Below are 17,091 nucleotides of genomic sequence, written 5' to 3' on the forward strand. Positions count from 1 at the left end.
GCGGGGATCCGGCAGGCCGTCGGCGCGGCGTCCTAGAGCGTCAGACCCAGCCCGTCATGCGCCACGGTCCAGCCGGCCGCCTCGACATCGGCCCGCTCCGGCGAGCCCTCGACCAGGACCGGGTTCGTGTTGTTGATGTGCACGAAGACGCGGCGCCCGATCTCGACCGAAGCCAGGGCCTCGATCGAGCCGTTCTCGCCGCGCATCGGCACGTGACCCATGCGCCAGCCGGTCTTGGTGCCGACGCCGGCCCGGATCATGTCGTCGTCGTGCAGGACGGTTCCGTCGAAGAGCAGCGCGTCCACGCCGGCGATGCGCGCGCGCAGACCGTCCGTCACCCGGGCACATCCGGGAATGTAGGCGAGGCGCCGGCCGCCGGCTTCGATCAGGGCGCCGACCGTGGTCTCGGTCTCGGCGCCGATCTGCATGGTCTCGTCCTCCAGCCAGAGCGGCACCTTGCCGGGAACCGGGAAGAGGGTGACCGACAGGCCGGGGAGGGGCTCGAAGCGCTGGTCCATGCCGATCGGCCGACGGGCGACCACGCCCTCGGCCATCACGTCGAAGACGCGGTTGGCGTTGACCGAATCGAGGATCCCGCGCGTGCCATAGAGCGTGTAGGGCTGACCTTCGCGCAGGGTCAGGAGACCCGCGACATGGTCGACGTCGCCGTTGGTCAGGAGCACGGCGCGGATCGGCGAGTGGCGCAGACACTCGCGCGGATGCATCTGCGCATTGTCGAAGAGCTGTTGCCGGATGTCCGGCGAGGCGTTGATCAGCAGCCAGTCCGACCCGTCCGCGGAGACCGCGATGCTCGACTGGGTCCGGGGCCGCACCCGGTCCGACTCGGACCGCGCCAGCGTGCAGATGGGGCAGCGGCAATTCCACTGGGGAAGGCCGCCGCCGGCCGCGGAACCGAGGATCACGACGCGCATGGTGCGGCTCCCGAGATCCCCGGCCCGTGAAACTCAGTTGAAGGTGTCGATCTCGGCCGACTCGTAGCTCGTCACTTCCATGCCGACGCAGATCTCGGACACGATCGGGGCAGCCCACTTCATGGTGTTTCTCCTCAGGCAACATCTACACCGAGTGTCACGCGGTTCCTAAGAGGACCCTAAGACACTGATGGCGCTCTCATTTCCGGCGCCGGAGAGGTATCGACGATTCACGCGCGGGCTTCAAGCACTAAGTTGCCGGATCCTCCCAAATTTTTCGTGAGAGACTTCCTAAGCGTCCGGAAACCATCGCGAAATGGGCGGGCCTGCGACTAAAGTACAGGGGCCTACTGGCGGAAGTCGGGACCGCGCAGTTCCAGCATGAATCCTTTACCCCGCACGGTGACGAGGCCGGGCCCGCCGTAGCGCACGAAATCGGCCATCTTGGAGCGCAGGTAGCCGATATATACGTCGACCACGTTGAGGGAGAGCCCGCCCTGGCTCGCCCACAGCCGGTCGAAGATGTCGGCGCGCGAGACCGGCTTGCCGATATTCTCCATCAGCATGGCCAGCAGGTCGGCCTCGCGGGGCGTGAGGCGGGCGCTCGCCTCGCCGCAGCTCGCCTGCCGGGTCTCGAGGTCGAGCATCAGCTTGCCGGCGGTGATGCGCGAGCGCGGCGCCTCCGCCTGCTCGCGGCGCATCAGGTGGGTCCGCAGGCGCGCGACCAGCTCGTCGAACTCGAAGGGCTTGATGATGTAGTCGTCGGCGCCGAGCGCCAGGCCCTCGGCCCGGTCGCGGATCTCGTCGCGGGCCGAGAGGAACAGGATCGCGCCCGGGAAGCCGCCCTCGCGCAGGGACCGGCAGACGTCGTGGCCCGAACCGTCCGGGAGGTTGATGTCGAGCAGCACCGCGCCGGGGGCCGGGTCGTGGGCCGCCTTCAGGGCCTCGTCGACGCAGGCCGCCGTCCCGACCTCGAATCCCTCGGCCTCGAGCCCTCGGGCGAGGAGGCCGCGGATGTCGATATCGTCCTCGACGATCAGGATCCGCGTCATGCGGCCGACTCCTTCACCTGCGCGCCCAGTTGGGCGCCCACTTGGGCGCCAACGGCAGCGCCGTCGACCGGGCCCGTCTCCCATGCCGGATCGCAGGCCGGGATGTCCAGGGTGACCCGGGCCCCGCGCCCGTCCGGCCCGGGGCCGAGCCGGATCGTGCCGCCGTGCTGCTCCACGATCCACCGCGCCAGCGCGAGCCCGATGCCGAACCCGGTCTCGTCCGGTCCGGCGCCCGAGCCGCGCTTGAAGCGCTCGAACAGCGCGTCCTCCGGCGCGCCGAAGCCCGGTCCGTCATCCGTGATGGTGATCCGTCCGACCGGTCCGGGCCCTGCCGCCAGGGCGACCTCGACCCGGGTGAGGCCGGCGGCGTGGCGGAGCGCGTTGTCGACGAGGCTCTCGACGGTCTGGCGCATCCACTCGCGGTCGGCGAGGCTCTCGACGTCGCGGGTGCCGGGATCGAGGGTGAGGCCCACCCGGCGCCGCGCCGCCTCGGAGCTCATGTTGTCCACGGCCTCCGCCAGGACCTGGGCGAGCCCCAGGCGGCGCTTGTCGAACGCGATCTCGCCGGATTCCGAGCGCGCGACGCGCAGCAGGTCCTCGACGCGCAGCTTGAGGCGCTGCGCCCGCTTCTTGATCGTCGCGAAGACCGGTCCCGGATCGGTGCCCCGGGACGCGCCGCGCAGGGCGAGGTCGCACTCGCCCAGGATCACCGTCAGGGGCGTGCGCAGTTCGTGGCTGACATCGGCGAAGAAGCGGCGGCGGGACTGATCGACGGCCTCGAGCCGGGCGTTGGCGGCGCGCAGATCGGCGGTGCGGGCCGCCACGGTGTCCTCCAGCGCCGCCCGGTCGGCCGCGACCCGCGATTCCCGGCGAGCGAGGCGGGCGGCCATGCGGTTGACGTTGGTCATGAGCAGGCCGAGCTCGTCCCGCGTGGCGACGGAGAGGCGCGTATCCAGGGCGCCGTGGCCGATGGCGCTCGCGGCGCGGCGGACCTCCTCGATGCGGGCCAGGGTCGGCCGGGTGACGCCGCGGTAGAGGATCGCCAGCAGCACGAGGGCCGCGGCCACAGCGGCGGCGGCCGCCACCCGCAGGCGCTCCGAGAGCGCCCGGGCCTCCTCGGAGCCGAGCGCCATGCTGCGCCGCTCGGCCTCGATCAGGAAGGAGAGCGGCTGGCCGGTCATGGCACCGAAACCGTTGAGCGCGCCCTTGATCGCGTCCTGACGCCGCTCCGGCTCGGTCTGGCGGCTGATCAGCGACACCTGCCGGTCCAACACGGCGCGCGCCGCGCGCAGCTGCGCCATGGGGCGGGTGCGGGCGGCGTACTGCATCCGGTCGGCCGGGTCGTCGCTCGGCGGGAAGCTCTTGGCGAGCGCCTCGTCCACGGTGGCCAGGGCGCGGTCGGCGTTGTCGCGGGCGATCGCCATCGCCTCGGGCTGGCCGTCGGGATTGCCGACGGTCTCCACCGCCGCGAGACCGAACTGCGTGAGGCGGCCGGACAGCTCGGCCAGCAGCTCCAGGCGCCGCTGGGCCTCGAGGGTCCGGTCGACGGTGCGCTCCGCCGCCCCGATGGCCGCCAAGGCGGCCGCGGCGGCCAGCATCACCACGATGGCGGTGCCGCCGAGCAGCAGCGCGAAGCGGACCTTCAGCGAGCGCATCGTCCCCGTCCCGACCTCAATCCCGCCGTGCAGGCGGGCCCGAGCATGGCACCGCCGGAGCGCCGAACCAAGGTCCCGTCACAGGTCCTTCGGCAGGCTGCCCTTCGCGGCGCAGCGCCACCGCTCCACGTGCCATTCCGGATGCGCCGCCTGCCACGTCGCGAGCGCGCTCTGCGAGTTGCGCAGGCACACGAAGGGGCTCGATCTCTCGAAGGACATCTCGATCCGGTCCTCGCGGCAGGTCGAGGGCTGGGCGACGAGACAGATCGACAGCAGCAGCAGCATGGGCGCCTCCCCGGGCTGCCGGCCTCGTGCGGGCCGGCTTGGCGGGGAGCATAGGACGCGTCCACGCCCCTTGCCCAGGCGGCGTCAGGCCGCGACCCAGATCTCGCCCTTGGCGATCGTCGCGAGGTCGCCGGAGTAGCGGCGCAGCGGGTTGCCGAGGAGGTCGGCGTGCTCGGCGCTCAGGCCGCGCAGGGCCTTGGCCAGCAGCCGCAGGAACACGAGGTCGTGCGTCCCGGTCTCCACGAAGGTCGGCGACATCCGGCCGTGGCTGCCGACGAGGAGCGTCCCGCGGCGCATGCCGAAGCCGGGATGATCGCCCACCGCGAGCGCCGCCAGGGTGCCGGCGATCATGCGCGAGCCCGCGAAGGCGCCCGCGCGCCCGGCCACGATCGTCCCGCGCCGCATCCGGTCGCCGAGATGGGCGCCGGCGCTGCCGCGGATGATCAGCGTCGCGCCGTCGAGGCCGGCCTTCGCGGCGTAGACCGCGCCACCGGCATAGTCCCCGGCATCGCCCTCGACGGTGATCGTGCCACCGGTGGCACCGGAGGCCGCGTAGGGTCCGGCATGGCCGGTGACGGTGAGGCTGCCGCCCGCCATGCCGGCGCCGAGGCGCTGGCCGACATCGCCGGTCACCCGGATCGTACCTTCGGACAGCGACGCTCCGACCCGGTCGAGGCGCTCGTGGCCGCCCTCGATGGTCAGGGTGTCGGAGCCGTCCAGCGCCACCGCGAAGCAGTCGCCGAGGCGCACGCCGGTCCGGGTCGTCCCGATCTCGAGGCGCTCGGCCTCGCCCTGGGACAGGCGACTGAGCGCCCGCGGGTTGACGTTCAGGAGGTCCAGGCGCTCGGGCGGGGCCGCGCGCAGGGTGAGGGTGCTCACGGCTCAGCCCTCCGGCTTGGCGCTGTCGCGCGCGATCAGGTCGCGCAGGTGGTAGTGGTGGCGGCCGAGATTGCCGCCGTAATTGCCGGCCGTGACGGCGATCAGGCCGTGCTTGCCGCCGATCTCGGTGGCGGCGTGCAGGCCGGCGCGCATCGAGTCGGACACGCCCTGCGAGGTGAGGGCGTCGATCACGATCTCCAGCACCACGCCGCACTCGGCCGGGAGCGCCGAGCCGGCGCGGCCCTTCAGGGTCGGGCAGTAGGCATCGTTCGTCGAGGCCATCATGCCCTTGGTCCGGCCGCCGACCTTGGAGCCGGAGCGGACGATGCCGCCCGGGAACGGCAGGATCGCGCCCGGGACCGCCTTGGCGGCCTCGACGGCGATCTCGGCGACCTTGAGCGTCTCGGCGTGGTTCCGCCCGAGGAACAGCAGGTTGCCGCCGCCGACCGCGCCGTCGACGGCCCGGACCGAATCCTCGCAGAGGAACTCGCCGTCCATCACCGGGATGCGCCAGTAGCGCCGGGCCTTGCCGGTGGCGTCGGGCAGGCGCTTGGCCACCGCGAACCCGTCGCCGAAATAGCGGATCGCGCCGCCGAGCTTGATCTTGGTCGGCCCGTCGACACCCGCGTAGCAGGCGGTGCCCGGGCAGGTGAGGATGCACTGCCCGACGCGCTTGATCAGCTGGTCCTTGAGGCCGTTCGGCTCGAAGCCGAACAGCAGGATGCGCACGCCCGGCCGACCGTCCGGGGTCTCCTCGGGCGACAGCTCGGCGTCGATGCCGGCCTCGGCGCCGCAGCCGATCACCGAGGTGGCGAAGCCGGTCATCGTGGTCGCGGCGATCATCGCCCACTTGGCGGTGTCGTTCGTGACGATGATGGCCGTGCCGGCCACGTCGAACGCCTCCGCGAAGGTGTCGACGACCGGGATGCCGTTGAGGGTGAGGTCAGACATCGTACTTCCCGCGGCTCGCCCCGCTGATCACGCCCGGCATGGCACCGCCTCGAAGTTCTCCCGGCCCTCGCCGAAGGCCGCGTCGGGCACGGCGAAGCTGTCGAGGCCCTCGCCGAACCGCTCCGTGAGGTAGGTGTCGGCGCGCTTCGCCATGGCCTTGTCGGACTCGACGGTCAGCGACAGCGTGCGGCCGGCGCGCCACTCCACGACCTCGCCGTCCTCGACGATCGGCACGCCGTCCTTGAGGACGAGCTTGGCGGCGGTGAACATCGCGGTGCGGTTCGCGTCGTCGCGGTAGACCGCGATGTCGGCCCGGGCGCCGGCCCGCAGGTGGCCCCGGTCGGCGAGGCCGAGGAGCTTCGCCGGTCCGGACCGGGTCAGCTGCGCGATCTCCGAGAGCGTGTACTCGCGCTCCAGCCCGGGGAGGCTCGACCGCTCGCCGACCACGCTCGGCAGCGTCGCGATCTCGCGGTCGCGCTCCGACTTGTCCATCAGCAGGTGGATGATGCGGGGATACTGGGTGAACGGGCCGCCGTTCGGGTGGTCGGTGGTCAGGATCGTCCGCTCCGGGTCGGTGGAGAGCAGCATGATCTCCAGGCCGATCGCCCATTGCAGCGAGCTGGTCGGGCCCCGGGGCCGGTACAGGAACGGCACCACCCCGCCGCCCTCGGCGTCGCCCGCGTTGAGGACCCACTTCTTCGGCTTGGCGCCCTTCCGGCCGGCGAACTGGCGGAGGATGTCGAGGGACACCGTCACGGTCTGGCCGAACACGACCTGCCCGATATCGAGAGTGGCGTTCGGGTTGTCGGTGATCGCCTGCGCGATCCGCTCGGCGGCCGAGCGGAAGCCGCCGGTTCCGGGATTGGCCGGGTCGACCGCGCCGTAGGCGTAGAACTGCGCGTGGGCGAAGTGGATGCGCCGTCCCTCCGCCGCGTCCAGCGTCGCCATGAAGCTGTCGTCGGCCCCGGGCAGGCCGAGGTTGTTGCAGTGGACGTGCAGCGGGTGCGGCACGCCGATCTCCTCGACCGCGTCGAGGAGCGAGCCCATGATCTGCCGGGTCGAGAGCCCGTAGCAGGGGATCTCGTCGTCGAGGGAGAGGCGCAGGGCCCCGTCCTTGAAGGCGGAGGCGCCGCCGGCGTTGATGCACTTGACCCCGAGGCCGCGCGACTGGGCGACCGACAGGGCGACGAGGTCGCGCACGGCGTTGCCGCCCTGGCCCTCGCGCAGGAGCTGCAGGAGCTGGTCGTCGTTGCCCATCACGGTCAGGGCGCCGCGGTCGAGCAGCGGGATGTCGGCGAGTTCGAGCTGCGTGCCCAGCGCGTGGGTCGGCGGCATCGCCGGCTCGACGGCCGTGGTGTAGCCCATCCGCGCGTAGGTCGAGCCGATCCAGGCCGCCGCCCCGCCCGCGTGGGCGAAGGGATGGCCGTCAGGCGCCGCCTCGCTGACGTAGAGGTCGGGCAGGAGCAGCCGCGAGGTGATCACGTTGCCGCCGGCGATGTGCGAGTGCACCTCGACGCCGCCCGCCATCACCACGCAGCCCGCGGCGTCGATCACGGCGTCGGGCTCGCGGCCCGGCGGATCGATCACGCGGCCGTCCTCGATCCAGACGTCGCCCACGGAATCGCGGGACGCGGTCGGATCGACGACGCGCCCGCCCCGGATCACGCTCAGCATGCGGGTTCACTCCTCGACGCGGCCGGGCCCGTGACCAGGCGCTCCTTCAGGGCGCCCAGCACCGACGCGGCCGACGGCAGATCCGACGGCGCCGAGGCCGGCCAGAAGGTCAGCGCGGCGCGCTGCTCGTTCCACAACACGCCGCCGTGGTCGCGGCCGGGCTGGCCGACCGCGATCACCACCTCGGCGGCCCCGGCCTCACCGTCCGCGACCAGCGCGACGGAGGGGACGTTCGACAGCCAGTCCGGGCGCGACACCGGGACGGCGCCGAGCCAGAGAACGGCGTCGACCTCGCCGGCGGCGACCTGCCGGGTGGCGTCGAAGCGCCAGGGATCGTGCTCGGGCACGCGGCGCCCGAAGCCGCTGCGCGGCGCCTGCCCGGTGAGCCAGGCCGAGACCGGCACCACCGCCCGGTCCTGGCCGGTGCCGCCGACCGCGAGGGTGAAGCAGCGCGTCGTCTCGCTGAGCTCCATGGCGAGGCCCTGGAGCATCTCGATGCCGACCTCGCCGAGTTCGGCGGCGTCGTAGAGGAGGATTCCGTACTGCGCGGCGGCGAGCTGCGCGGCGATCTGGCCGGGGAGATCATCGCCGGCGAGGTGGCCGCGGGCGTGGGCGCGCAGCACGCCGACCGCCTCGGTCAGCCCGCCCTCGGCCGGCCAGGACAGGGACGCGGTGGCGTTGGCACCGACGGCCAGCAGGGTGCGGTCCGACCCGGCGGCGCGACCGCGGCCGGGCTTGCCGTCGACGAGGCGCTTCAGGAGCGGCGCCTGCCAGGGGGCGGCGCCGACCACCAGCACCACGTCGGCGCGCCCGACGGCCTCGGCGGGTGTCGAGGTCAGCGCCCCGACCCGGCTCAGCGCCCCGAGGTCCGCGTAGGTGCCGGCCGCGCCGGCGGTGTCGACGGAGGCGCCGATGCGCCCCGCGAGATCGTAGGCCGCGCGGATCGCGGCCACGTCGGCGCTGAGGCCGGCGATCACCGGCGCGCGCGCTTTGGCGAGGAGGGATGCGGCCGCCTCGATGGCGGTGCCCGCGTCCGTCGCGCCACCCTTCACCCAGGCTGCCATGCTCCCTCTCGCAACGTTCTTGCTTGGTTTCGGAGCGGGCGACGGCCGTAAGACCGGACGAAGCGGGTGCCCCTCGAGCCCGAGGGTTCCCCACCGAATCGGAATGGCTCATCCGCCCGGCATGTCCGGGCAGGCGGCAAACTCGGCGCGCCGTCGCGGGCCTAGGTTTGCCTTCATCCGCGCACCGCGGCAAGGGGGTCCGGCGGCGATGCGCGTCGGGAAGTGAATCGCGGGTATCGGTTCTCCGCCGCGCGCGCTCTCCGCGATCGATCAGTCCTGCGCCGTCGGCGGGCACGATCCGCGCGCGTCCACGTTGCCCGGTTCCGGGCCGCGTGTGACAAGCGCGCCGCGCAGGGGCGGGACCTGCGGGATTCGAGACGGGATTCGAGGGAAGAGCGTTGGGCGAGGTCCCCGAACGGAACGAGGCGACGGCGGACGGTACCGTGCGGGTCGAGGCGCCGGCGCGGCTGCATTTCGGCTTCCTGGACCTGCACGGCGGGCTCGGCCGCCGCTTCGGCAGCATCGGGCTGGCCATCGACGCGCCGTCCCTCGTCCTGACCGCCCGCCGGGCGGTCCGTCCCGACGTCACGGGACCCGAGGCGGACCGGGTGCGCGGCTACGTCGAGGCCGCCGCCGCCCATCTCGGGCGCAGCGGGGACGTCGCCGTCGCGGTCGAGCGGGTGATCCCGGCCCATGCCGGGTTCGGCTCCGGCACGCAGCTCGCCCTCGCGGTGGCGGCCGCGATGGCGCGCCTCAACGGCGAGCCTTTCGCGGCGGAGGCCTTCGCGGCGACCCTGGACCGGGGCAACCGGTCCGGCGTCGGCCTGTGCGCCTTCACCGAGGGCGGCCTGATCGTCGACGGCGGCCGCGGCGCGGATGGCGGGCCGCCGCCGGTGATCGCGCGCCTGCCCTATCCCGAGGCCTGGCGGATCGTCCTGATCCTCGATCCGAGCATGGCCGGCGTGCACGGGACGCGCGAGGTCGAGGCCTTCCGCGACCTGCCGCGCTTCCCCGAGGCCCAGGCTGCCGAGATCTGCCGGATCGCGCTGATGCAGGTGCTGCCCGCCGTCGCCCTGGCGGAGCCGCAGGGCTTCGGCGCCGGCATCACCCGGATCCAGACGCTGATCGGCGACCATTTCGCGCCCCATCAGGGCGGCCGCTACGCCAGCGCCGCGGTGGCGGAGGCGCTCGCCAGCGTCGCCGCGCGGGGCGTCGCGGGCTACGGCCAGTCCTCCTGGGGGCCGACCGGCTTCGCGCTGGTCCCGTCCGAGGCGGAGGCCCGCGCCCTGGTGGCCGGCCTCGATCGCGGCGGCCCCCTTCGGTTCGTCATCGCCCGGGGCCGCAACGGTGGCGCTTCGGTAACCGGTCCGGCGTGAGCTGGCCGCCCCGGGCTTGACCCGGGGCGCCGCTCCGGGTTTGGACGGAGGGAAGGCGCCTCTCTCGCGCGCCGCACGAGGATTCCATGGCCCGCTCGATCCTCCACATGCTGACGCCGCTCCGGCACATGAGCCCGTTCGACGTGAACATGGCCGTGGATGCCGGCTTCGAGACGGTGGTGACCTACGCGGAGGTCAGCCTCGCCGACGTCGTCACCCTGACGCAGGATTCGATCTTCTCGCGGTCGCCGGCCGACGGGACGCGGACGGGCATCTTCATCGGCGGCAAGAACGCCGAGGACGCCCTCGACATGGTCGACCGCGCCAAGAAGGCCTTCGTGCCGCCCTTCGTGAACCACGTGTTCGCCGACCCGGCGGGCTCGTTCACCACCGGCGCCGCCATGGTGGCGCAGGTCTCCCGCGCCCTGCGGCAGAAGTTCAACACCGACCTCAAGGGCAAGCGCATCGTGATCTTCGGCGGCGCGGGCGTCGTCGCCTACGTGGCCGCGGTGATCGGCGCCCTGCAGGGCGCGACCACCGTCCTGGTCGGCCACGACGGCGAGGAGCGCGTCTCGAAGATCGCCTTCACGATGAAGTGGCGCTTCGGCATCGAGGTCGGCGCCGTCGACGGCACGACGCCCGACGACCGCCGCGCGGCCATCCGCGACGCCGACGTCATCCTCTCGGCCGGCCCGGCGGGCATCCCGATCCTCACCGCGGAGGATCTGAAATCCGCGACGAAGCTGCTCGTGGCGTCCGACGTCAACGCCGTGCCGCCCGCCGGCATCGCGGGGATCGACGTCAACGCGGTGGACGTCGCGCTGCCCACGGGCAAGGGGGTCGGTATCGGCGCGCTGGCCGTCGGCGACGTGAAGTACAAGACGCAGCGGCGCCTGTTCGACCGGATGCTCGCCTCCGACACGCCGCTGTGCCTCGACTTCCGCGACGCCTACGAGCTCGCCGTGGAGATCGCCGGCTAGGCCGCTCCCGGACCGGATGCCGATGGCGGACGCGGTCCTGATCGCCGCGCAGGCCGGGCGCGCCCTGGCCGAGGCGGCGCGGCGCGCGGGGCTTCGGCCCTACGTCGCCGACCTGTTCGGCGATTCCGATACCCGTGCGCTGGCCGAGGCCTTCCGGCAACTTCCGGGCCGCTTCGGCACCGGCCCCGCCGCCGACGCCACCCTGGCGGCGCTCGACGACCTCGCGGCGCTGGCCGGGAACCCGGTCGGCCTGATCCTGGGCAGCGGCTTCGAGGACGCCCCCGACCTGATCGCGCGCCTCTCCGCGCGGCACCGGCTCATCGGCGCCTCGGCCGGGACCGTCGCCGCCCTGAAGGATCCCGAGGCCTTCGCGGCCCTGTGCGCGCGCCTCGGCGTGCCGCATCCGGCCGTGACGGCCGCGCCGCCGGCGGACCCCGCGGGCTGGCTGGTCAAGCGGGCGGGGGGCTCCGGAGGCAGCCACATCCGACCGGCCGGCCGGTCGCCCGCGCCGGTGGACCACTATCTCCAGGCGCGCGTTCCGGGGCGGCCGCACGCCCTGAACTTTCTCGCCGACGGCCGAACGATCCGCGTCCTCGCGGTCACCGAGCAATGGTGCGCGCCGTCGCCGATCCGGCCGTTCCGTTACGCCGGGGCGCTTGCCCGCGGCGCCGGTGAATCCCCGGCGCTCCCCGCCCACGTCGTGCAGGCCGTCGCCGCCGGGACCGAGCGGATCGTCGCCGCGACGGGCCTGCGCGGCCTCGCCAGCGCCGACCTGCTGGTCGACGGGACCGAGTGGTGGCTCACGGAGATCAACCCGAGGCCCGGCGCGACCCTCGACGTCCTCGACAGGCGCGGGACGCCGCTGCTCGCGGCCCACATCGCCGCCTGCCTCGGCACGATGCCGGAGCCCGGCCCGCATCCGGCGGGTGCGGCGGCCGCGCAGATCTGTTACGCGGACCGTGAGCTTGCGCCTGTGCCGGACCTCGATTGGCCGGACTGCGTGCGCGACCGCCCGTGCCCCGGCTCGGCGGTCCGCCGCGACGCGCCGCTCTGCACGGTGCTGGCCGAAGGCGCGGACCGGGCGGAGGTGCTCGCCCTGTTGGAAACGCGGACGGCACATCTGCGGGCCGTCTGCGCGGCGAAGAAAACACACCCCGAGGAAGCCCCGTCATGAGTGCCAGCCCGTCCTATCCCAGCATCAACGCGCTCTCAGGCCCCCTGGTCGAGCGGCTCGTGGCCGACGCCGCGACGCTGCGGCTCTCCGTGTCGCAGGCCGCCGGCGGCGCCCGCATGGTCGATGCCGGCGCGCAGGCGCGGGGCTCGATCGAGGCCGGGCGGCGCATCGCCGAGATCTGCCTCGGCGGCCTCGGCACCGTCACGATCGCGCCGAGCGGGCCGATCGCGTCCTGGCCGTACTCGGTGACGGTCCATTCCGCCGACCCGGTGCTCGCCTGCCTCGGCAGCCAGTACGCGGGCTGGAGCCTCGCCGACGAGACCGGGGATTCGGGCTTCTTCGCCCTCGGCTCGGGCCCGGGCCGCGCGGTGGCGGCCGTCGAGGAGCTGTACCAGGAACTCGGCTTCCGCGATTCCGCCACCAAGACCGCCCTCGTACTGGAGGCGGCCGGCGGCCCGCCCGAGAGCGTCGTCGCCAAGGTCGCGGAGGCCTCCGGCCTCAAGCCCGAGGACCTGACCTTCATCTTCGCGCCGACCCAGAGCCTCGCCGGCTCCACGCAGGTCGTGGCCCGCGTCCTGGAGGTCGCCCTCCACAAGGCCCACACGGTCGGCTTCGACCTGCACGCCATCGTGGACGGGATCGGCTCGGCGCCGCTGTCGCCGCCGCACCCGGACTTCATCAAGGCCATGGGCCGGACCAACGACGCGATCATCTACGGCGGCCGGGTCCAGCTCTTCGTGGACGCCGACGATGCCGACGCGAAGCAGCTCGCCGAGCAATTGCCCTCCACGACCTCGAGCGACCACGGCGCGCCCTTCGCCGACATCTTCGCGCGGGTGAACGGCGACTTCTACAAGATCGACGGCGCCCTGTTCTCGCCGGCCGAGGCGATCGTCACGTCGGTGCGCTCCGGCGCGACCTACCGCGGCGGCCGCCTGGAGCCGACGCTGGTCGACGCGTCCTTCGCCTGAGGGCACGCGGGGCGCCCCTCCCGCGCGGCGGGGCCCCCAGTCCGATCCACCGAGCGACAGAACCTCGGGCCGCCCCGGAGGCGGGCGGCCCCGTGACGATCAGGACCCCATCAGGACCACCATGCGCATCGGGCTCGCGGCCGATAACGGCACCTGGCACAAGAACCGCCTGCTCGCGGCCCTGCGCGCGAGCGGCGTCGAGCCGGTGCTGTTCTCCCTCGCCGACGTGGCTGTGGTCACGGGCGGCGGCGAGCCGCTGCGCGTGCCGGGCTTCGCCGACGCCCTGCCGGACGGCGTGCTGATGCGGACCATCGCGGGCGGCACCTTCGAGGCGACGACGATGCGGCTCGGCGTTCTGCACGCCCTGGTCGCCGCGGGGGTCACCGTCTGGAACGCGCCGACCGCGATCGAGCGCTCGGTCGACAAGGCGGCGACCTCGCTGCTGATCGACCGGGCCGGCCTGCCGACCCCGGCGACCTGGGTGTTCTCGAAGCGCGAGGCGGCCGCGGCCCTGGTCGCCGCCGAGGCGCGGCCGGGCGCGCCGCTGGTCCTGAAGCCGCTGTTCGGCTCGCAGGGGGAGGGGCTCGCCCTGATCGAGCGCCCGGAGGACCTGCCCGACGAGGAGGCGGTGGCCCGGGTCTACTACCTCCAGCGCTACGTGCCGCGCCGGGACGGCCTGTGGCGCGATTACCGGGTGTTCGTCTGCGACGGACGGGCGATCGCCGGCATGATCCGCGAGGGCGACGGCTGGATCACCAACGTCCACAGGGGCGGCCGGCCGCTGCCCTGGGCGATGCCGCGCGCCGCCGCCGAGCTGGCCGAGGCGGCGGCCGCCGCGGTCGGCGTCGACTATTCCGGCGTCGACCTCGTCGAGGACGGGGAGGGCGGGTTCTCGGTCCTCGAGGTCAATTCCATGCCGGCCTGGTCGGGGCTCCAGACCGTCTGCGAGGCCGACATCGCGGCCGCGGTGGTGCGGGGCTTCCTCGCCGCGGCCCGCGGCGCCAGCCGCCCCCGGCTCGTGGTGGCATGAGCGGGACCGGCCTCGACGCGACGCTGATCGGCACGCTCTACCGGGCGGCCTGCCTCGCGGAGCTCGACGCCCTCAAGCCCGGCAACGTCCACGCCTACGCGCCCGGCCACCGCATGGTGCTGGCGGATTTCGTCACGAGCGCCGACGTCTCGGCCCCGCCCCTGGCCCGCCCGGGCGCGGGCGTCGGAGCGCGGGTCCGCGACGGCGTCGCCGCCACGGTGGCGGCGGTGGGCCAGAACACCAATCTCGGCATCCTGCTGCTCTGCGCGCCGCTCGCGGTCGCGGCCGAGGGGGATCGGACCGTCGCTGCGGTGCTCGACACGCTGGACGGCGCGGATTCGGAGGCCGTCTTCGCGGGCATCCGCCGCGCGAATCCGGGCGGCCTCGGCGAGGCCGCCCGGCACGACGTCGCCGAGGCGGCGCCCGGCGCCCTGCGCGACGCCATGGCGGAGGCCGCGGACCGGGACCGGATCGCCCGCGCCTACGTCACGGGGTTCGCGGACGTGCCGGCGATCGGGCTCGCCGCCCTGCGCGAGGCCCGCGCCGCCGGGCTCGACCCGACCTGGTGCACGACCGCGATCCACCTCGCCTTCCTGCGCGCCGTCCCGGACAGCCACGTCGCGCGCAAGCACGGCGCGGCCGCGGCCGAGGGCGTCCGCCGGGAAGTCGAGGCGGCACTCGCCGGGATCGATCTCGCCGCGCGGCCGGTCGACGCGCTGCTGGCCCTCGACGCGTCGCTGAAGGCGCGGTCGATCAATCCCGGCACGAGCGCGGATTTCACCGTCGCGACGCTGTTCTGGGACGCGCTCGCGGGCGCCGGCGCCCGGCTGGCCTGAGCCGCGTGCACGATCCGGTGTCCATAGCGCCGGGCGGATGGAAATTCCTTCGTGTCAGGGCCTTGCGCGGGTTGTGAGCCGCAGGGGCCCGCTGTAGGGTCCGCCGCGCTGTCCGGCCCAACCGGCTCGGCCCAACCGGCTCGGCCGGCATGGTCGGGCGCCGATAACAAGGATGGCTTCCCGGCCGCGGCACCGCCCGGCGCGCGGCTCTATTTCGGAATCCAGGGAGAGACACCGAATGGCGAAGATCACCAAGGTTCAGGTCGGCGAAGCGCTCGTCGGCGACGGCAACGAGGTCGCCCACATCGACCTCATCATCGGACCGCGCGGTTCGCCGGCCGAGACGGCTTTCTGCAACGGCCTCGTGAACAACAAGCACGGCTTCACCAGCCTGCTCGCGGTCATCGCGCCGAACCTGCCGTGCAAGCCGAACACCCTGATGTTTAACAAGGTCACCATCAACGACGCCCGTCAGGCCGTCCAGATGTTCGGCCCGGCCCAGCACGGCGTTGCCAAGGCCGTGCAGGACGCGGTGGCCGAGGGCATCATCCCGGCGGACGAGGCCGACGACCTGTACATCCTGGTCGGCGTGTTCATCCACTGGGAGGCGGCCGACGACGCCAAGATCCAGAAGTACAACTACGAGGCCACCAAGCTGTCGATCCAGCGCGCCGTGAACGGCGAGCCGAAGGCCTCGACGGTCACCGAGCAGCGCAACTCGGCGCAGCACCCCTTCGCCGCCAACGCTTAGATCGGGGACGGTCCTGGGCAGAGCGAGCCTCCGCCCGCACCGCGGGGCCTGCTCCAGCGACTGGCTTCGATCTTCCTTGGCCGATAATTAGGCCCCTGAACGGGACGGCGCGAGCCGTCCCGTTTTTTGTTGATCGCCCACCGCCCGGACCGCCGCGCCACATCGCGGCCGGGCGAGGCGCCGACGTACAGGTGACGCGGCGTCGAAGCTCCGCGGTCGCTGGTGGAGAACGGGATCGGCGCGCGCGAAAACTCTATCGTCCCGGCCGCACCGGGCAGAGCCGCGAGGTGAGGTCATGCCTGCATCGGACGAAGTGTCCGCAACCCTGCGCGATGACTGGATTCACGGCGGCCACTTGGTCCTCGCCGCGGATCCCGACACGTCCGACCACGCGGCGATCCATGCCTGGATCCTCGACTTCATGCAGACAGGCGCGGACGATCCCGATCAGGACAGCATCCGATCCCTGATCTACCACAGCCTGAACTTCGATATCCCGTTCCAGGCGACGGAGCACGTCCGGCAATCCTTGATCGCCACCGTGCGGGCGCGTCTCGCGGCCGAAGCGTCGCGTCGCGGCCTCTGACCGGCCTGCGCCCCGCGGGCCACCGCGGCAGGCCGGCGCCAAGAGAAAAGGGGCCGCCTCGCGGCGACCCCCTTCCTTCGTCTCAGCGGATGGCTCGGACTTAGAAGTCCATGCCGCCCATGCCGCCGCCCGGCATGGCCGGAGCAGGGCTGTCCTTCTTCGGCGCGTCGGCGACCATCGCCTCGGTGGTCACCAGCAGGCCGGCGACCGAGGCCGCGTCCTGCAGGGCGGTGCGCACCACCTTGGCCGGGTCGACGATGCCGGCCTGGATCATGTCGACGTACTCTTCGGTCTGGGCGTTGAAGCCGAAGGTCTCCGAGGAGGTGTTGTCGGTGATCTTGCCGACCACGATCGAGCCTTCCACGCCCGCGTTCTGGGCGATCTGGCGGAGCGGGGCCTCGAGCGCCTTCAGGACGATCTTGATACCGGCCTGCACGTCCGGGATCTCGGACTTCAGCTCGGAGACCGCCTTCTTGGCGCGCAGCAGCGCGGTGCCGCCGCCCGGGACGATGCCTTCCTCGACCGCCGCGCGGGTGGCGTTGAGGGCGTCGTCGACGCGGTCCTTCTTCTCCTTCACCTCGACCTCGGTCGCGCCGCCGACGCGGATCACCGCGACGCCGCCCGCGAGCTTGGCCAGGCGCTCCTGGAGCTTCTCGCGGTCGTAGTCCGAGGTGGTCTCCTCGATCTGCGCCTTGATCTGCGAGATGCGGCCCTCGATGTCGGACTTCTCGCCGACGCCGTCGATGATCGTGGTGTTCTCCTTCTCGATGCGCACGCGCTTGGCGCGGCCGAGCATGGGGAGCGTCACGTTCTCGAGCTTGATGCCGAGGTCCTCGGCGATCATCTGGCCCTTGGTCAGGATCGCGATGTCCTCGAGCATCGCCTTCCGGCGGTC

General features: G+C 73.1%; 18 protein-coding genes. 8 read left to right on the top strand and 10 right to left on the bottom strand.

Annotation, left to right across the window (positions count from 1 at the left end; all coding sequences use genetic code 11):
- Nucleotides 1-32: 32 nt before the first annotated feature.
- The 9 genes from pqqB to BM419_RS02475 form a co-directional block, all read right to left on the bottom strand.
- On the bottom strand, nt 33-932 hold the full coding sequence (gene pqqB, locus BM419_RS02435) for a pyrroloquinoline quinone biosynthesis protein PqqB (RefSeq protein ID WP_091924763.1): 900 nt from the start codon (nt 930-932) through the stop codon (nt 33-35).
- A gap of 33 nt (nt 933-965) precedes the next feature.
- A complete protein-coding gene (gene pqqA, locus BM419_RS02440) occupies nt 966-1,055 on the bottom strand; it encodes a pyrroloquinoline quinone precursor peptide PqqA (protein WP_012317526.1) in 90 nt (29 codons plus the stop codon).
- Nucleotides 1,056-1,279: 224 nt separating this feature from the next.
- On the bottom strand, nt 1,280-1,984 hold the full coding sequence (locus tag BM419_RS02445; RefSeq protein ID WP_020091831.1) for a response regulator transcription factor: 705 nt from the start codon (nt 1,982-1,984) through the stop codon (nt 1,280-1,282).
- Nucleotides 1,981-3,639, bottom strand: coding sequence for a sensor histidine kinase (locus BM419_RS02450; RefSeq protein WP_020091832.1), 1,659 nt, complete (start codon nt 3,637-3,639; stop codon nt 1,981-1,983). Before BM419_RS02450 ends, BM419_RS02445 begins: the two co-directional genes overlap by 4 nt.
- A gap of 78 nt (nt 3,640-3,717) precedes the next feature.
- The gene (locus BM419_RS02455) at nt 3,718-3,924 is read right to left on the bottom strand and encodes a hypothetical protein (RefSeq protein WP_020091833.1); all 207 of its coding nucleotides are present in this window, start codon (nt 3,922-3,924) and stop codon (nt 3,718-3,720) included.
- Nucleotides 3,925-4,008: 84 nt separating this feature from the next.
- Nucleotides 4,009-4,803: a formylmethanofuran dehydrogenase subunit C gene (locus BM419_RS02460; RefSeq protein ID WP_020091834.1), complete on the bottom strand. Its 795-nt coding sequence runs from the start codon at nt 4,801-4,803 to the stop codon at nt 4,009-4,011.
- 3 nt (nt 4,804-4,806) lie between these two features.
- Nucleotides 4,807-5,754, bottom strand: a complete 948-nt coding sequence (gene fhcD / locus BM419_RS02465; RefSeq protein ID WP_020091835.1) for a formylmethanofuran--tetrahydromethanopterin N-formyltransferase — start codon at nt 5,752-5,754, stop codon at nt 4,807-4,809.
- Nucleotides 5,755-5,781: 27 nt separating this feature from the next.
- Entirely contained in the window at nt 5,782-7,428 is a 1,647-nt protein-coding gene (locus tag BM419_RS02470; protein ID WP_020091836.1) for a formylmethanofuran dehydrogenase subunit A, read from the bottom strand.
- On the bottom strand, nt 7,422-8,492 hold the full coding sequence (locus BM419_RS02475; protein WP_020091837.1) for a molybdopterin-binding domain-containing protein: 1,071 nt from the start codon (nt 8,490-8,492) through the stop codon (nt 7,422-7,424). The genes BM419_RS02470 and BM419_RS02475 overlap by 7 nt, the downstream gene beginning before the upstream one ends.
- A gap of 398 nt (nt 8,493-8,890) precedes the next feature.
- On the opposite strand from BM419_RS02475, the gene BM419_RS02480 reads away from it, so the two are divergent.
- The 8 genes from BM419_RS02480 (at nt 8,891) to BM419_RS02515 (ending at nt 16,196) form a co-directional block, all read left to right on the top strand.
- On the top strand, nt 8,891-9,868 hold the full coding sequence (locus BM419_RS02480; protein WP_020091838.1) for a beta-ribofuranosylaminobenzene 5'-phosphate synthase family protein: 978 nt from the start codon (nt 8,891-8,893) through the stop codon (nt 9,866-9,868).
- A gap of 86 nt (nt 9,869-9,954) precedes the next feature.
- Complete coding sequence (locus BM419_RS02485; protein WP_020091839.1) at nt 9,955-10,848, top strand: NAD(P)-dependent methylenetetrahydromethanopterin dehydrogenase; 894 nt, start codon at nt 9,955-9,957, stop codon at nt 10,846-10,848.
- Nucleotides 10,849-10,870: 22 nt separating this feature from the next.
- On the top strand, nt 10,871-12,022 hold the full coding sequence (locus tag BM419_RS02490) for an ATP-grasp domain-containing protein (RefSeq protein WP_020091840.1): 1,152 nt from the start codon (nt 10,871-10,873) through the stop codon (nt 12,020-12,022).
- Nucleotides 12,019-12,993, top strand: a complete 975-nt coding sequence (gene mch, locus BM419_RS02495; RefSeq protein WP_020091841.1) for a methenyltetrahydromethanopterin cyclohydrolase — start codon at nt 12,019-12,021, stop codon at nt 12,991-12,993. The genes BM419_RS02490 and mch overlap by 4 nt, the downstream gene beginning before the upstream one ends.
- A gap of 121 nt (nt 12,994-13,114) precedes the next feature.
- The gene (locus BM419_RS02500; protein ID WP_020091842.1) at nt 13,115-14,023 is read left to right on the top strand and encodes an ATP-grasp domain-containing protein; all 909 of its coding nucleotides are present in this window, start codon (nt 13,115-13,117) and stop codon (nt 14,021-14,023) included.
- Nucleotides 14,020-14,859, top strand: a complete 840-nt coding sequence (locus tag BM419_RS02505; RefSeq protein ID WP_020091843.1) for a triphosphoribosyl-dephospho-CoA synthase — start codon at nt 14,020-14,022, stop codon at nt 14,857-14,859. The genes BM419_RS02500 and BM419_RS02505 overlap by 4 nt, the downstream gene beginning before the upstream one ends.
- Before the next feature lie 238 nt (nt 14,860-15,097).
- Nucleotides 15,098-15,610, top strand: coding sequence for a 5,6,7,8-tetrahydromethanopterin hydro-lyase (gene fae, locus BM419_RS02510; protein WP_012317540.1), 513 nt, complete (start codon nt 15,098-15,100; stop codon nt 15,608-15,610).
- 295 nt (nt 15,611-15,905) lie between these two features.
- On the top strand, nt 15,906-16,196 hold the full coding sequence (locus BM419_RS02515) for a hypothetical protein (protein ID WP_081636449.1): 291 nt from the start codon (nt 15,906-15,908) through the stop codon (nt 16,194-16,196).
- A gap of 100 nt (nt 16,197-16,296) precedes the next feature.
- Here the strand turns inward: BM419_RS02515 and groEL are convergent.
- On the bottom strand, nt 16,297-17,091 hold a 795-nt coding region (gene groEL, locus BM419_RS02520), incomplete at its 5' end, for a chaperonin GroEL (protein ID WP_139257043.1).

The sequence above is a fragment of the Methylobacterium sp. yr668 genome, from assembly GCF_900116245.1.
Classification (GTDB): Bacteria; Pseudomonadota; Alphaproteobacteria; order Rhizobiales; family Beijerinckiaceae; genus Methylobacterium.

Excerpts from the sequence above, each read along its gene's own strand:
- pqqB (WP_091924763.1), bottom strand. The coding sequence starts at position 932 with ATGCGCGTCGTGATCCTCGGTTCCGCGGCCGGCGGCGGCCTTCCCCAG.
- pqqA (WP_012317526.1), bottom strand. The coding sequence starts at position 1,055 with ATGAAGTGGGCTGCCCCGATCGTGTCCGAGATCTGCGTCGGCATGGAA.
- BM419_RS02445 (WP_020091831.1), bottom strand. The coding sequence starts at position 1,984 with ATGACGCGGATCCTGATCGTCGAGGACGATATCGACATCCGCGGCCTC.
- BM419_RS02450 (WP_020091832.1), bottom strand. The coding sequence starts at position 3,639 with ATGCGCTCGCTGAAGGTCCGCTTCGCGCTGCTGCTCGGCGGCACCGCC.
- BM419_RS02455 (WP_020091833.1), bottom strand. The coding sequence starts at position 3,924 with ATGCTGCTGCTGCTGTCGATCTGTCTCGTCGCCCAGCCCTCGACCTGC.
- fhcD (WP_020091835.1), bottom strand. The coding sequence starts at position 5,754 with ATGTCTGACCTCACCCTCAACGGCATCCCGGTCGTCGACACCTTCGCG.
- BM419_RS02470 (WP_020091836.1), bottom strand. The coding sequence starts at position 7,428 with ATGCTGAGCGTGATCCGGGGCGGGCGCGTCGTCGATCCGACCGCGTCC.
- BM419_RS02475 (WP_020091837.1), bottom strand. The coding sequence starts at position 8,492 with ATGGCAGCCTGGGTGAAGGGTGGCGCGACGGACGCGGGCACCGCCATC.
- BM419_RS02485 (WP_020091839.1), top strand. The coding sequence starts at position 9,955 with ATGGCCCGCTCGATCCTCCACATGCTGACGCCGCTCCGGCACATGAGC.
- BM419_RS02490 (WP_020091840.1), top strand. The coding sequence starts at position 10,871 with ATGGCGGACGCGGTCCTGATCGCCGCGCAGGCCGGGCGCGCCCTGGCC.
- mch (WP_020091841.1), top strand. The coding sequence starts at position 12,019 with ATGAGTGCCAGCCCGTCCTATCCCAGCATCAACGCGCTCTCAGGCCCC.
- BM419_RS02500 (WP_020091842.1), top strand. The coding sequence starts at position 13,115 with ATGCGCATCGGGCTCGCGGCCGATAACGGCACCTGGCACAAGAACCGC.
- BM419_RS02505 (WP_020091843.1), top strand. The coding sequence starts at position 14,020 with ATGAGCGGGACCGGCCTCGACGCGACGCTGATCGGCACGCTCTACCGG.
- fae (WP_012317540.1), top strand. The coding sequence starts at position 15,098 with ATGGCGAAGATCACCAAGGTTCAGGTCGGCGAAGCGCTCGTCGGCGAC.
- BM419_RS02515 (WP_081636449.1), top strand. The coding sequence starts at position 15,906 with ATGCCTGCATCGGACGAAGTGTCCGCAACCCTGCGCGATGACTGGATT.